This is a genomic window from Streptomyces sp. NPDC048106 (assembly GCF_040706415.1).
GTDB lineage: Bacteria > Actinomycetota > Actinomycetes > Streptomycetales > Streptomycetaceae > Streptomyces.
Map to the genome: position 1 here is coordinate 64693 of NZ_JBEZND010000005.1, position 14449 is coordinate 79141.

General features: G+C 73.2%; 12 protein-coding genes. 10 read left to right on the plus strand and 2 right to left on the minus strand.

Annotated elements, in window-relative coordinates; genetic code table 11:
* Window positions 1–4: 4 nt before the first annotated feature.
* The 9 genes from gatA to AB0927_RS06550 all read left to right on the plus strand — a co-directional run bounded on the left by gatA (window position 5) and on the right by AB0927_RS06550 (window position 10956).
* On the plus strand, window positions 5–1501 hold the full coding sequence (gene gatA / locus AB0927_RS06510; protein WP_366666417.1) for an Asp-tRNA(Asn)/Glu-tRNA(Gln) amidotransferase subunit GatA: 1497 nt from the start codon (window positions 5–7) through the stop codon (window positions 1499–1501).
* Window positions 1498–1737, plus strand: coding sequence for a hypothetical protein (locus tag AB0927_RS06515; protein WP_053662973.1), 240 nt, complete (start codon window positions 1498–1500; stop codon window positions 1735–1737). Before gatA ends, AB0927_RS06515 begins: the two co-directional genes overlap by 4 nt.
* Window positions 1738–1753: 16 nt before the next feature.
* Window positions 1754–3268, plus strand: a complete 1515-nt coding sequence (gene gatB / locus AB0927_RS06520) for an Asp-tRNA(Asn)/Glu-tRNA(Gln) amidotransferase subunit GatB (protein WP_366666418.1) — start codon at window positions 1754–1756, stop codon at window positions 3266–3268.
* A gap of 238 nt (window positions 3269–3506) precedes the next feature.
* Window positions 3507–5762 (plus strand): MMPL family transporter, encoded by a 2256-nt coding sequence (locus AB0927_RS06525; RefSeq protein WP_366666419.1) that lies wholly within the window; start codon window positions 3507–3509, stop codon window positions 5760–5762.
* Entirely contained in the window at window positions 5740–6315 is a 576-nt protein-coding gene (locus tag AB0927_RS06530; protein ID WP_366666420.1) for a GNAT family protein, read from the plus strand. Before AB0927_RS06525 ends, AB0927_RS06530 begins: the two co-directional genes overlap by 23 nt.
* Window positions 6316–6360: 45 nt before the next feature.
* Window positions 6361–7023: a hypothetical protein gene (locus tag AB0927_RS06535; RefSeq protein ID WP_366666421.1), complete on the plus strand. Its 663-nt coding sequence runs from the start codon at window positions 6361–6363 to the stop codon at window positions 7021–7023.
* A gap of 254 nt (window positions 7024–7277) precedes the next feature.
* Complete coding sequence (locus AB0927_RS06540; protein ID WP_366666422.1) at window positions 7278–7478, plus strand: hypothetical protein; 201 nt, start codon at window positions 7278–7280, stop codon at window positions 7476–7478.
* Between the two features lie 154 nt (window positions 7479–7632).
* Window positions 7633–10674 (plus strand): AAA family ATPase, encoded by a 3042-nt coding sequence (locus AB0927_RS06545; RefSeq protein ID WP_366666619.1) that lies wholly within the window; start codon window positions 7633–7635, stop codon window positions 10672–10674.
* Between the two features lie 33 nt (window positions 10675–10707).
* Entirely contained in the window at window positions 10708–10956 is a 249-nt protein-coding gene (locus tag AB0927_RS06550; RefSeq protein WP_366666423.1) for a DUF6191 domain-containing protein, read from the plus strand.
* A gap of 58 nt (window positions 10957–11014) precedes the next feature.
* On the opposite strand, the gene AB0927_RS06555 is transcribed toward AB0927_RS06550, so the two are convergent.
* Both AB0927_RS06555 and AB0927_RS06560 read right to left on the minus strand, forming a co-directional pair.
* A complete protein-coding gene (locus tag AB0927_RS06555) occupies window positions 11015–12184 on the minus strand; it encodes a PQQ-dependent sugar dehydrogenase (protein WP_366666424.1) in 1170 nt (389 codons plus the stop codon).
* Between the two features lie 58 nt (window positions 12185–12242).
* Complete coding sequence (locus AB0927_RS06560) at window positions 12243–13241, minus strand: aldo/keto reductase (protein WP_366666425.1); 999 nt, start codon at window positions 13239–13241, stop codon at window positions 12243–12245.
* A 76-nt stretch (window positions 13242–13317) separates the two neighbouring features.
* On the opposite strand from AB0927_RS06560, the gene AB0927_RS06565 reads away from it, so the two are divergent.
* Entirely contained in the window at window positions 13318–14358 is a 1041-nt protein-coding gene (locus AB0927_RS06565; protein WP_366666426.1) for a 2-hydroxyacid dehydrogenase, read from the plus strand.
* Window positions 14359–14449 lie beyond the last annotated feature (91 nt).

Consider the following 14449-nt stretch of genomic DNA (forward strand, 5'->3'; position numbering starts at 1 on the left):
CACCATGACGGACCACATCATCAAGCTCACGGCCGCGCAGATCGCCGGGAAGATCGCCTCCGGCGAACTGACGGCGGTCGAGGTCACCGAGGCCCACCTCGCCCGCATCGACGCCGTCGACGAGAAGGTGCACGCCTTCCTGCACGTCGACCGCGAGGGCGCCCTCGCCCAGGCCCGCGCCGTGGACGAGAAGCGGGCCCGCGGCGAGAAGCTCGGCCCGCTGGCCGGCGTCCCGCTCGCGCTCAAGGACATCTTCACCACCGAGGGCGTGCCCACGACCGTCGGCTCGAAGATCCTGGAGGGCTGGATCCCGCCGTACGACGCGACGCTCACCAAGCGCCTCAAGGCCGCCGACGTCGTCATCCTCGGCAAGACCAACATGGACGAGTTCGCCATGGGGTCCTCCACCGAGAACAGCGCCTACGGCCCGACCGGCAACCCCTGGGACCTCACCAAGATCCCCGGCGGCTCCGGCGGCGGCTCCTCCGCCGCGCTCGCCTCCTTCGAGGCCCCGCTCGCCATCGGCACCGACACCGGCGGTTCCATCCGCCAGCCGGCCGCCGTCACCGGCACCGTCGGCGTGAAGCCGACGTACGGCGCGGTCTCCCGCTTCGGCATGGTCGCCTTCTCCTCCTCCCTCGACCAGGGCGGCCCCTGCGCCCGTACGGTCCTGGACGCGGCCCTGCTGCACGAGGTGATCGCGGGCCACGACCCGATGGACTCCACCTCCATCGACGCCCCGGTCCCGCCGGTGGTCGAGGCCGCCCGCAACGGCAGCGTGGCGGGCATGCGCGTCGGCGTCGTCAAGCAGTTCCGCGGCGAGGGCTACCAGGCCGGCGTCATCCAGCGCTTCGACGAGTCGGTCGAGCTGCTGAAGGGGCTCGGCGCCGAGATCGTCGAGCTGGACTGCCCGTCCTTCGACCTCGCGCTGTCGGCGTACTACCTGATCGCCCCCTCCGAGTGCTCGTCCAACCTCGCCCGCTTCGACGGCCTGCGCTACGGCCTGCGCGCGGGTGACGACGGCTCCCACTCGGCCGAGGAGGTCACCTCCCTGACCCGCGAGGCCGGCTTCGGCCCCGAGGTCAAGCGCCGCATCATGCTCGGCACCTACGCCCTGTCGAGCGGCTACTACGACGCCTACTACGGCTCCGCGCAGAAGGTCCGCACCCTCATCACGCGCGACTTCGAGAAGGCGTTCGAGCAGGTGGACGTGATCGTCTCCCCGACGACCCCGACCACCGCCTTCGCGATCGGCGAGCGCGCCGACGACCCGATGGCGATGTATCTCGCGGACCTGTGCACCATCCCGACCAACCTGGCGGGCAACGCCGCCATGTCGCTGCCCTGCGGTCTCGCCCCGGAGGACAACCTCCCGGTGGGCTTCCAGATCATCGCCCCGGCGATGCAGGACGACCGCCTGTACAAGGTGGGCGCCGCGGTCGAGGCCGCCTTCGTGGAAAAGTGGGGACACCCGCTGCTTGAGGAGGCACCGTCGCTGTGAGCAAGCTGTCCAAGGCCAAGGACTTCAAGAAGTCCAAGTCCGGTACGTACCTGTCCATGGCCACCACCGCGTTCGGCGCGATCGGTGTCACCAAGCAGATCAAGAAGGCCCGCGCCGAGCACGACACGCTGCGGCTGATCGACGCCACGGTCTCCGCCGTCGCGATCGTGACCGGCCTCGCGATCCTCTACCGCGAGCTGAAGCGGCTGGGCGACGACGACGTCCTGCTGGGCTGAGAGGGAAGTTTTCACCGTGACCACCACGACCGACCTGGTGTCGTACGAGGACGCGCTGTCGTCCTACGACCCCGTCATGGGCCTTGAGGTCCATGTCGAACTCGGCACCAAGACCAAGATGTTCTGCGGGTGCTCCACGGAGCTGGGCGCCGAGCCCAACTCGCAGACCTGCCCCGTCTGCCTCGGCATGCCCGGCGCGCTCCCGGTCGTCAACGCGACCGGCGTCGAGTCGGCCGTCCGGATCGGCCTCGCGCTGAACTGCTCGATCGCCGAGTGGTGCCGCTTCGCCCGGAAGAACTACTTCTATCCGGACATGCCGAAGAACTTCCAGACCTCCCAGTACGACGAGCCGATCGCCTTCGACGGCTACCTCGACGTACAGCTGGAGGACGGCGAGACCTTCCGCGTGGCGATCGAGCGCGCCCACATGGAGGAGGACACCGGCAAGTCGACGCACGTCGGCGGCGCCACCGGCCGTATCCACGGCGCGTCCCACTCCCTGCTGGACTACAACCGCGCCGGCATCCCGCTCATCGAGATCGTCACCAAGCCGATCGTGGGCGCCGGCGAGCGCGCCCCCGAGGTGGCCAAGGCGTACGTCCGTGAGCTGCGCGAGGTCATCCGTGCCCTCGGCGTGTCCGAGGCCCGCATGGAAATGGGCCAGATGCGCTGTGACGTGAACCTGTCGCTGATGCCCAAGGACGCCGACAAGTTCGGCACCCGCTCGGAGACGAAGAACGTCAACTCCCTGCGCTCGGTCGAGCGCGCGGCCCGCTTCGAGATCATGCGGCACGCGGCCGTGCTGTCCTCCGGCGGCACCATCGTCCAGGAGACCCGCCACTTCCACGAGGACACCGGGTCCACGACCTCGGGCCGCGTGAAGGAGGAGGCCGAGGACTACCGGTACTTCCCGGAGCCCGACCTGGTCCCCGTCGCGCCCTCGCGCGAGTGGGTCGAGGAGATCCGCGCGGCGCTGCCCGAGCTGCCGCTGGTGCGCCGTACCCGGCTGCTCGCCGAGTGGGGCATCTCCGCCACCGAGATGCAGGCGATCCTGAACGCCGGCGCGCTGGACCCGATCGTCGCCACCATCGAGGCCGGTGCCGACGCGGCGTCCGCCCGCAAGTGGTGGATGGGCGAGCTGGCGCGCAGCGCCAACGAGGCCGGCACGTCCCTGGACGAGCTGGCGATCACCCCGCAGCAGGTGGCCCGGGTCGCCGAGCTGGTCGCCAAGGGCGACCTGAACGACAAGCTGGCCCGCCAGGTCATCGAGGGCGTCCTCGCGGGCGAGGGCACCCCGGACGAGGTCGTCGACAAGCGCGGCCTGAAGGTCGTCTCCGACGACTCGGCGCTGGGCACGGCCGTGGACGAGGCCATCGCCGGCAACCCCGGCATCGCGGACAAGATCCGCGGTGGCAAGGTGGCCGCGGCCGGCGCCCTGGTCGGCGCGGTCATGAAGGCCACCCGCGGCCAGGCCGACGCGGCCCGCGTCAAGGAGCTGATCCTGGAGAGGCTCGGCGTCAGCGAGGGCTGAGTCCGAGGGCTGAGCCCGAGGGCTGAGTCACCGTCAACCCGTGGGGGGACGCGCCGCACCGGCGCGTCCCCCCACGGCGTTTTCTCCCCTTGCTGTGAATAAGCCCACGAACACAGCAAAGGATCACTTTTGCCTGCAAGAGTGTCCAACGATTGCTCATGCGTTCTTTGCGGGCTGTTCAGTAAATGGACGATCGTTCCCGGCCAAAGATCCACAAATCGTCCTTGGGAGCACGTCCGTGGCAGCCCTCGCGCGCTGGTGCCTCCGGCACCGACTGATCGCCGTCCTGCTGTGGCTGTGTGCCTTCGGCGGGGCCACCGCGGTCGCCTCCGTCGCCGGAACGTCGTACTCGAACGACTACTCGGTCCCCGGCACCGAGTCCGGCCGCGCCGCCCAGCTGCTCCAGGCGGGCTTCCCGGGCCTCGGCGGCGACAGCGACACCGTCGTCTGGCACACCGCGAAGGACACCGTCCGCGCCGCCGACGTCGAACAGAGCATGACCCGCGCCCTCGACCGGATCGCCGCCCTGCCCGGGATCGCCTCCGTGGACGGCCCGTACGGCGGCCAGGGCGCCCGGCAGATCAGCGCCGACGGCCACACCGCCTACGCCACCGTCACCTTCGCGCAGCAGGCCGAGGACATCGGCGCGCCCGAGGCCCAGGCCGTCGTGCACGCCGCCAAGGCCGCGGAGGGCGACGATCTCCAGGTCGAGCTGGGCGGCGGCGCCATCGGGCTCACCGAGGCGCCGAGCGACCACACCGCCGAGGTGGTCGGCGTGCTCGTCGCCGCCGTCGTCCTCTTCCTCGCCTTCGGCTCCCTCGCCGCCTCCCTGCTGCCGATCGCCACCGCCCTGATCGGCGTCGGCACCGCCCACGCCTGCATCGGACTGCTCGGCCACGCCATGACCGTCGCCGACTTCGCGCCCATGCTCGGCATGCTCGTCGGCCTCGGCGTCGGCATCGACTACGCCCTGTTCATCGTCACCAGACACCGGCGCGGACTGAAACGCGGCCTGGACGTCACCGAGGCCGCCGTGAGCGCCGTGACGACCACAGGACGCGCCGTCGTCTTCGCGGGCGCGACCGTGTGCATCGCCCTGCTCGGCATGCTGATCCTGCGGCTGAGCTTCCTCAACGGCGTCGCCGTGGCCGCCGGCCTGACCGTGATCCTGACCGTCGCCGCCTCCGTCACCCTGCTGCCCGCCCTGCTGTCGTACATCGGCCCGCGCGCCCTCAGCCGCCGCGAACGCCGCCGGCTCGCCGAGCAGGGGCCGCGCCCCGAGGTGCCCACCGGCCTCGCCGCCCGCTGGTCCGCGCTGGTCGAGCGGCGCCCCAAACTGCTCGGCTCGCTGGCCGTCGCCGTGATCGCGCTGCTCGCCCTGCCCACCCTCTCGCTCCACCTCGGCACCTCCGACCAGGGCAACGACCCCCGCACCTCCACCACCCGCAAGGCCTACGACCTGCTCGCCGACGGCTTCGGACCCGGCGTCAACGGGCCGCTGACCCTCGTCACCCGGGTGGACGGCGCGGCCGACCGGCTCGCCCTGGACAACCTCGACACCACCCTGCGCGCCACCCCCGGCGTCGCCTCCGCCACCCCGGTCGCCTACGCCACCGGCGGCGAGAGCGCCTACCTCACCGTCGTCCCCGGCTCCGCACCCCAGTCCCAGGCCACCAGCGCCCTCGTGGACCGGCTGCGCGAGACGGTGCTGCCCCGCGCGGAACAGGGCACCTCCCTCGACATCCAGGTCGGCGGGGTGACCGCCAGCTACGACGACTTCTCGGACGTGATCGTCGGCAAACTGCCCTTGTTCGTCGGCACCGTCATCGGGCTCGGCTGCCTGCTGCTGCTCGTCGCCTTCCGCTCGCTCGGCATCCCGCTCAAGGCCGCCGTGATGAACATCGCCGCCGTGGCCGCCGCGTTCGGCGTGGTCGTCGTCGTCTTCCAGTGGGGCTGGGGCAGCGAACTGCTCGGTCTCGGCCGCGCGGGCCCCATCGAGCCCTTCCTGCCCGTGATCATGGTCTCGGTGCTCTTCGGGCTCTCCATGGACTACCAGGTCTTCCTGGTCAGCCGGATGTACGAGGAGTGGCTGGCGACCGGCGACAACCGGCGCGCCGTCCGGGTGGGCCTCGCCGAGACCAGCCGGGTCATCAACTCCGCGGCCGTGATCATGATCTCGGTCTTCCTCGCCTTCGTCCTCAGCGGCGACCGCGTGATCGCCATGTTCGGAATCGCGCTCGCCGCCGCCGTCGCCCTCGACGCCTTCGTGCTGCGCACCCTCCTGGTGCCCGCCCTGATGCACCTGCTCGGCGCCGCCAACTGGTGGCTGCCCGGCTGGCTGGAACGCCGGCTGCCGCACATCAGCATCGAGCCGCCGGAGTGCCGCGCCGCGCATGAGAGGCTCGCGCGGGTCCCGGCCGACCGCCTGGCCCGGGACCGGATGAACGAACTGCAGAAGGAAGCACAGCGCGATGTACGCGATATCCCTGGGTGACGACGGCGCCGAGCTGCGCCCGCTGGAGGTCTGGCACGCCGAGGAGGTCCTCGCGTCCATCGACCGCGGGCGCGAGTTCATCGGGCTGCACGTCGCACTGGCGGACCTGGTGACCGACCTCGACAGCGCCCGCGCCTGGCTGAAGGGCTATGCCGACCGGCGCGCCGTCGACGCCGGTGCGCTGCACGGTGTCTGGCTGGACGGGACGCTCGTCGGCGCGCTGCTCTTCCGCGGCTGGGACACCCCGAGCGGGGTGTGCGAGGCCGGCTGCTGGCTGGAGCCCGCAGCGGCCGGACGCGGACTGGTCACCCGCGGCATGCGGGTCCTGCTCGACTGGGCGTTCGAGGAGCGTGGGATGCACCGGGTCGAGTGGCGGGTGTCCACCTCCAACCAGCCCAGCATCAACGTCGCCCGGCGGCTCGGCATGACCCGCGAGGGCGTGCTGCGCGAGAACTACCCGCACCGCGGCGAGCGCACCAGCACCGAGATCTGGTCGGTGCTGGCCCCCGAATGGCGTACGGCACGCGGGGGCGCCGCGCAACACGCCCACTGACGATCATTAAGCGCCCTCTCAGACGGCGTCCGTACGGTTGCTGCCATGGCAACGAAGACATCCGAAGACGCGGCGCCCGGCACCACGGCGGCGCGGCACGACGACAAGACGACACAGGGGGCGGAGACCGCGGGGAAGGCGGAGACCGCGGGGAAGGCGGAGACCGGCCCCGAGACCGGGACCGCGGCGGGGGACACGGTCGCCGGGGACGCTGAGGCGGCGGCCGACGGCGCACCCGCCGAAGAGACGGCGGACGAGGCGGCGGACGGGACAGCGGACGAGGCGGCGGACGGGACGGAGGGCGCCAAGGTGCCCTCGGGGGTCGGCCAGGGCGCCGGCGCCGTCGTCTCCGTCGCGCTGGGCCTGGTCTCGCTCAGCGGCGGCTGGGTCGGCACCATCGCGGGCGCCCGCCAGCAGCTCATCGGCCAGCTGCGGACGTCCTCCACGGCGGGCGTCGCCACGCAGATCAAGGCGGTCTACGGCGACGCCTGGCACACCACCGCGCTGTGGGCCGGCTTCTTCGCGCTGGTCGCGCTGGTCACCGGCGTGGTGGTCCTCGCCCGCCCGGCCTTCGGCACCCCCGGCCGCCCGCAGGCGCCCTGGATCAAGTCCGTGGCCTGGGCGGGAGTCTCGCTCGGCATCATCGGACTGCTGCTGGCGGTCATGAAGTACTCGGACGCGCTGCTGGCGCTGCCGTCGGCGAGCTGAGCGGCCTGTAGCCCGCAGGGGCCAGGGGCCAGGGGCCAGGGGCCAGGGGCCAGGCGCCAGGGGCCTTAGGGAATCCGTGCACATGTCACCGGTTCCCTGAGGCCCCTTATGCGTGCGGGTCCGGCCCACCGGACGTCCCAAGATGCGGAATCCTCCCGATGCGGCACGCCCGGCTCGGAGCGGAGGGTGGGGACATCACGCGGAGCAACGCAGCGAGCGAAGCCCCGCCCCGTCCTCCCGCGAAGGGACCCGCCGTGATCGAGATCGAGAACCAGGCCCGGACGCACGCCGAGCGACTGATGGCGGAGGCCGAGCGGCATCGCCTGGCCCGCGAGGTGGCCCGGGCCCGCCGCCGCGCCCGACGCACGGCACGGGCCTGGGCCGGCGGCGCCGGCAGGGGCGGCGAACCGCACCCGACCCCGCCCCGGTGGCGTCGCCCGCTGCGGACCGGGTGACCGCGCCATGGGTACGGCACTGACCCCTGCGGTTACGGCGCTTCCCGCCGTGGACGCGACCCCTCGCGCCGTCGGCACGCCCCCTCGCAGGGCCGGTGCGACGATCACACCGAGCCTGTGGAAAACCGGCGACCCTGTCATCGCGGCCCGTGCGATGCTCGGCTCCGTGGAGACCAGATCCGTCAGTCCCGTGTTCGTCGGCCGCGCCGAAGAGCTGGCCGTGCTGCACGACGCGCTCGCCCGTGCCGCCCTGGGCGAGCCGCAGGCACTGCTGCTCGGCGGTGAGGCGGGCGTGGGCAAGACCCGCCTGGTCGAGGAGTTCACCGCGGCGGCCGCGAGCCGGGAGACCGTCGTCGCCGTCGGCGGCTGCGTGGAGACCGGCGCCGACGGGCTGCCGTTCGCCCCCTTCTCCGCCGCGCTGCGTGCCCTGCGCGCCGCCCGGCCCGAGGAGTTCGCCACCGCGGCGGCCGGCCAGGAAGAGGGACTCGCCCGGCTGCTCCCCGAGTTGGGCGAGAACCGCGCGGGCCGCCATGACGAGCAGGACATGGCCCGCCTGTTCGAACTCACCGCCCGGCTGCTGGAGCGGCTCGCCGCCGACCACACCATCGCGCTCGTCCTGGAGGACCTGCACTGGGCCGACGCCTCCACCCGCCACCTGCTCGCCTACCTCCTGCGCACCCCGCGCACCGGCAGGCTCCTCGTCCTCGCCACCTACCGCTGCGACGACATCCACCGCCGCCACCCCCTGCGCCCCCTGCTCGCCGAACTGGACCGGCTGCGCACCGTCCGCCGGATCGCCCTGCCCCGCCTCACCCGCGAGGAGGCCGCCCGCCTGATCGCCGGCATCCTGGCCACCGAACCAGGCCCCGCCCAGGTCGACGCCATCTTCGAGCGCTCCGACGGCAACGCCTTCTTCGTGGAGGAGCTCGCCGTGGCCGCCCGGGAGGGCCGCCGCACCGGCCTCACCGACTCCCTGCGCGACCTCCTCCTGGTCCGGGTCGAGACCCTGCCCGAGCCCGCCCAGCGGGTCGCCCGGATCATCGCGGAGGGCGGCTCCACCGTGGAGTACCGGCTGCTCGCGGCCGTCGCCGGGCTCCCGGAGGACGACCTCATCGAGGCGCTGCGGGCCGCCGTCGGCGCCAACATCCTCACCGCCACCCCGGACGGCACCGGCTACCGCTTCCGGCACTCCCTGAGCCGCGAGGCCGTCGCCGACGACCTGCTGCCCGGCGAGCGCTCCCGCCTCAACCGCCGCTACGCCGAGGCCCTGGAAACCGACCCCGCACTCGTCCCGGCCGACGCGCGCGTGCCACGCCTGGCGGGCTACTGGTACCACGCCCACGACCCCGCCAAGGCCCTGCCCGCCGTCCTCGCCGCCTCCGTCGTCGCCCGCCGCAGGCACGCCTACACCGAACAACTCGGCCTGCTGGAACGGGCGATGGAGCTGTGGGACGGCACCCCCGAGGAGGTGCGCCGCGCCCTGCGCCCCGTGGACTGCACGGACGCGCGCACACCGTGCGGCGGCGACCGGACCACCACCCCGCTGAGCCTCCTCGACCTCATGGCCGAGGCCGCCGTCGCGGGCCGCTTCGGCGGGGAGCGCGAACGCGCCCTCCAGATCACCAAGCGGGCCCTGCGCCTGCTGGAGGACGAGCCGGATCCCCTGCGCGCCGCCTGGTTCTGGGTGCAGCGGTCCCAACTGACCCAGGCCCAGGCCCACGGCGACGGCCGGCGGGAACTGGCCACGGCCGAGGAACTGGTGCGCGGACTGCCCCCGTCCGAGGTGCACGCCGAGGTGCTGACCCTGGCCGCCGGCTGGTCCATGCTGCACCGGCCCGGCCCCGAGGCCTTCGCCGCCGCCGAACAGGCCGTGCAGTACGCGCGGATGGTCGGCGCCCGCGACATAGAACTGCACGCCCGCCTCACCCTGGGCGGCCTCCTCGTCGAATCCGGCGACCACGAGGCCGGGCTCACCCAGATGCGGCAGGTCCTCCAGGACACCCTCGCCGAGGGCCTGCACCAGGTCGCGGGCCGCGCCTACGCGGCCCTGCCGTCCGCGATGACGGGCCTCGGCCGGGACCGCGAGGCCGTGCCCCTGCTGCGTGAGGGCATCGCCTTCGCCCGCGGGCACGGACTGCCGGACTCCGAGGCCTGGATGTGGGCCGCGCTGTCCGAGGCGCTGTACGCACTGGGGCAGTGGCCGGGGGCCACCGAGGCCGCCGTGCAGGCCACCCGGGTCGGCCATGGCACCGAGCCCCGCGGCGCGGGCGCCCTGCAACTGGCCCACCTCGCCCTGGCCCGCGGCGACCTCACCGAGGCGGCCCGGCAACTCGCCACCGCCCGCGACCGTTTCGGCACCCATGACCCGATGCCCCGGCAGTCCCTGCCGCCGGCCCGCGTCGCCCTCGGGATCGCCGCCGGGCAGGGCCGCCTCACCGACGCCCGAGCCGAACTGCTCCGGGCGCTGGACGCCGGCCTCCCGACCGGCGCGCACCGCCATGGCTGGCCGCTGCTGAGGGCCGCCGCCACCGTGGAGGCCGACACCCGCACCTTGCCCACCGCCCGGAGCGGCCGGGCCGAGGTCCTCGACCGGCTCACGGAGACCGTGCGCACCCTGACCACCGGGGCACCCCTGTGGGACGCCTACGACCAGTGGACCCGCGCGGAACTGCGCAGGGCGGAGGGCCGGGACACCGTGGACACCTGGGCCCCGGTGGTCACCGCCTTCGAGTGCCTGGACCGCCCCTACGACCTCGCCCGGGTCCGTCTCCGCCTGGCCGGAGTCCTCCTGAGAGCGGGCGGCACACAGGAGCGCGACCGCTCGCTGGAGCTCCTCCGGCTGTCCTCGGCGCTCGCCACCCACCTCGACGCCCGCCCCCTCATGACCGCCGTCACCCGGTCCGCCCGCCGTGCCCGGCTGGCCCTGACCCCCGGCCCCGCAGGTGCCGCCGCCACCCCGGCCGATCCGGCCACGGCCCTCGGCCTCACCGCCAGGGAACGGGAGGTCCTGCGCCTGCTCGCGGCCGGCCGTACCAACCGCCAGATAGCCGAGGAACTGTTCATCTCGCCGAAGACCGTGAGCGTCCACGTCTCCAACATCCTGGCCAAGCTCGGCGTGTCCAGCCGCGGCGAGGCGGCCGCCCTGGCCCACCGGCTCGGTCTCTTCCCGGCCCAGGACCGCCTGGCGGCGGGATAATGACCGGGGGACAACCGGCAAGGGGGAGAAGTCGTGTTCGACGCCTTCAGCGAACTGTTCACACCGGGCCGCAAGCACACCCGAGACGAACAGAACCGCCTCGAACGGACCCGGGAGGACGTCGGTGACAGCGACCCCGCCCGCGGCCCGATAGACCTCACCTCCGGCAAGGCGGTCATACGCCTGCCGGCCCCGGCCCCGGCCCCGACCATCGCGGAGCCGGAGCCGGAGCCGGAGCCGGAGCCGGAGCGGGGGCGGGCAGAGGCGGACCCGGAAGGGTAAGCGGGAGCGGGGGAGGGGAGGGGGCGGGGGGAGGGGGCCCCAGGAGTAGCAGGGGCCGCTAGCTCACCTGAAGCTCCAGAATCCGGTCATCGCCCTTCTTCGGATGCCCCCGGCCGTCCGTGTTGCTCGTGATCAGCCAGAGCTTGCCGCCGCCCGCCGGGGCCACGGTGCGCAGGCGGCCGTAGGTGCCGGTGAGGAAGGGCTGGGGGGCGGCCGCGGCCCGGGTGCCGTGGAGGGGAACGCGCCACAGGCGTTCACCCTTCAGCGCGGCCATCCAGATGACGCCGTCCACGTAGGCGATGCCGCTGGGGGAGGCGTCGTCGGTGTGCCACTGGGCGATGGGGTTCTGATAGCGGGGGTCGGTGGATCTGCCCTCGGCGTCGGGCCAGCCGTAGTTGCCGCCGGGTTTGACGGCGTTCAGCTCGTCCCAGGTGTCCTGGCCGAACTCGGAGGCGAACAGGCGCTGACGGTCGTCCCAGGCCAGGCCCTGGACGTTGCGGTGACCGTAGGAGTAGACGGGGGAGCCGGAGAAGGGGTTGCCCGGGGCCGGTTCGCCGTCCGGGGTCAGCCGCAGGATCTTGCCGCCCAGGGAGTTCCGGTCCTGGGCGAGGCCCCGCCGGCCGCTCTCGCCGGTGCCGGCGTACAGCATGCCGTCCGGGCCGAAGGCGATCCGGCCGCCGTTGTGGATGGGGCCCTTGGGGATGCCCTTGAACACCGTGTCCGGGGCGCCCAGTTGTTCACCGGCCGGTTTCCGCTCGTCGTACAGCATGCGCACGATGCGGTTGTCCGAGGCGGAGGTGAAGTAGGCGTAGATCAGATGGTCCGAGGTGTAGTGCGGGGACAGCGCGATGCCCAGCAGGCCGCCCTCGCCGGCCGGGGAGACCCCGGAGACCGTGCCCAGTTCGCTCTGGTGGCCCGTTTTCGGGTCGACGCGGACGAGCGTCCCGTCGTCGCGGGAGGAGACCAGCAGGTCGCCGCCCGGCAGCACGGCCAGCCCCCACGGTGACTTCAGGCCCTCGGCCACCGTGCGCAGCACCCGTACCGAGCCCTTGGCGGGCGCCGCCGACTCGGTGGCCGGGGCGGGGGACGCGGTGCTCGGGGGCGCCGTACGGGGACCCTCGCCCGGGAAGCCCACGCCCGCGGAGCCGGACGAGGAGCCGGACGAGCAGCCCGCCGTCAGCAGGAGGGCGGACGCGGCCAGCACGGCCCGGACAGCTCGGCGTCGCACGATCGTGATCCCTTCGGGACGGCGTTCCAGCGGCAGATCTTCCCCTGTCCAGGGTCCCTCAGTCCCACGACCCCTGCGCCACGGGCAGCCGCGCGATCTCCGCCCGGTCCGCCGGGGTGAGCCGCAGAGCTGCCGCCGCCGCGTTCTCCGCGGCAAAACGTTCCCGCTTCGTGCCCGGCAGCGCGATCACATGGCGCCCCCGCGACAGCACCCAGGCCAGCGCCACCTGCGCCGGGGTGACCTCCGGGCCGTGCCGCCGGGCCACGCGGCGCAGCCCGGCCACGATCGGCTGGTTGGCCGCCATCATCTCGGCGGTGAACCGGGGGTGCCGGGCGCGCACGTCGTCCGGTTCGAAGCCTTCGCCCGGGGTGAGCGTGCCGGTCAGGAAGCCGTTGCCCAGCGGCATCGCCGCCAGGAAGCCCACCCCCCGCGCCTCGCACCACGGCAGCAGCGTCCGCAGCGCCTCCGGCGACCACACCGACAGCTCCGCCTCGACCGCGGCCACCGGGAACACCTGCTGCACCCGCTGCAACTGGCGCAGTGTGCCGTCGTACAGCCCCGCGCCCGAGCGGCGACCGCCGCGCGCCCCCAGCGCGCACAGGCCCAGCGAGCGCACCTTCCCGGCGCGCACCAGCTCGGCCATCGCGCCCCAGGTCTCCTCGATCGGCACCTCGGGGTCGGGGCGGTGCAACTGGTAGAGGTCGATCACATCCGTCTGGAGCCGGCGCAGCGAGGCGTCGCAGGCCCGCTTCACGTATCCCGGGCGGCCGTTGGCCACGATGTGCTGCTCGCCGACCAGCAGTCCCACCTTCGTGGAGACGAACGCCTCGGCGCGCCGTTCCCTGAGCACCCGCCCGAGCAGCAGCTCGTTGGTGAACGGGCCGTACATGTCCGCGGTGTCCAGCAGGCTCGACCCCGCGTCCAGGGCCCGGTGCACGCATCTCACCGACTCCTCCCCCCGTTGCCGCGAGGTGCTGTACGCCCAGCTCATCGGCATGCACCCGAGTCCGACGGCCCCCACCGCGAGCGCCCCCGCGCCGATCGTCCTGCGCTCCACCTGCTCTGGAACCTCCCTTAGCCCGGCCCCCAACCTAACCTCTGCGCCCATGCGCACCTGACATAGCCTCCTGACCATGAGCGCAGATGTATGGCTTCCGCTTCCGCCCGAGGAGATCGAGGGGCTGCCCGAGGGGCTCCGGTACCTGTTCTGGGACGGCGGCGAGGACGGCGACCAGGACTTTCCGGGCGACCCCGCGCGGTGCGTGATGTACGTGGTGCCGTACATGAAGCGGTGGCCGGTCAAGGTGCGCCCGCTGGAACACCTGACCGGCGTCCGGGTGATCCAGACGCTCACGGCCGGCGTCGACGACATCACCGCGCGGCTTTCGGCCATCGTGCCCGGCGTGCGGCTGTGCAACGCGCGCGGGGTGCACGAGGCGAGCACCGCGGAACTGGCGCTCGCCCTGACCGTCGCGTCGCTGCGCGGCATCCCGGACTTCGTGCGGGCCCAGCAGCAGGAGCGCTGGCAGGGCGGGTTCCGGCCCTCGCTCGCCGACAAGAACGTGCTCATCATCGGCTACGGCGCGATCGGCGCCGCCATCGAGGACCGGCTCACGCCCTTCGAGGTTGCGCGGGTGGCGCGCGTCGCACGCTCCCCGCGCACCACGGCGCGCGGTCCCGTACATCCGATCGCCGATGTGCCCTCTCTGCTTCCGGACGCCGATGTCGTGATCCTGTCCACCCCCCTCACGGACGCCACCCGGGGCCTGGTGGACGCCGACTTCCTGGCGCGGATGAAGGACGGCGCACTCCTGGTGAACGTCGCGCGCGGGCCGGTCGTGGACACGAACGCGCTGCTCGCGGAGGTGGAGCGGGGCCGGATCACCGCCGCCCTGGACGTCACCGACCCCGAGCCGCTGCCCCCCGGCCACCCCCTCTGGAAGGCGCCCGGCGTACTCGTCACCCCGCACATGGGCGGCCCCTCCTCGGCCTTCCTGCCGCGCGCCAAGCGGCTGCTGGTCGACCAGCTCACCCGGTTCGTGAACCACGAGCCGCTGCGGAACGTGATCCTGACGACGGGACCGGACCCGAAGGACCCGGTGGGAACGGCCCCCGAAGCCCCTTCCGGAACGGATCCGGAGGGCCCGGACACCCCGGGAACGAACGGGCGATAGGGCCTTTCCGGCACCCTCCGCGACCTCTCGGACGCGGCCCGTGCCCGCATCGTCGCTGGTCGTCACGGAGCGTAGAGAAGCTATGTCCCTG

Excerpts from the sequence above, each read along its gene's own strand:
- gatA (WP_366666417.1), top strand. The coding sequence starts at position 5 with ATGACGGACCACATCATCAAGCTCACGGCCGCGCAGATCGCCGGGAAG.
- AB0927_RS06530 (WP_366666420.1), top strand. The coding sequence starts at position 5,740 with ATGTACGCGATATCCCTGGGTGACGACGGCGCCGAGCTGCGCCCGCTG.
- AB0927_RS06535 (WP_366666421.1), top strand. The coding sequence starts at position 6,361 with ATGGCAACGAAGACATCCGAAGACGCGGCGCCCGGCACCACGGCGGCG.
- AB0927_RS06545 (WP_366666619.1), top strand. The coding sequence starts at position 7,633 with ATGCTCGGCTCCGTGGAGACCAGATCCGTCAGTCCCGTGTTCGTCGGC.
- AB0927_RS06565 (WP_366666426.1), top strand. The coding sequence starts at position 13,318 with ATGAGCGCAGATGTATGGCTTCCGCTTCCGCCCGAGGAGATCGAGGGG.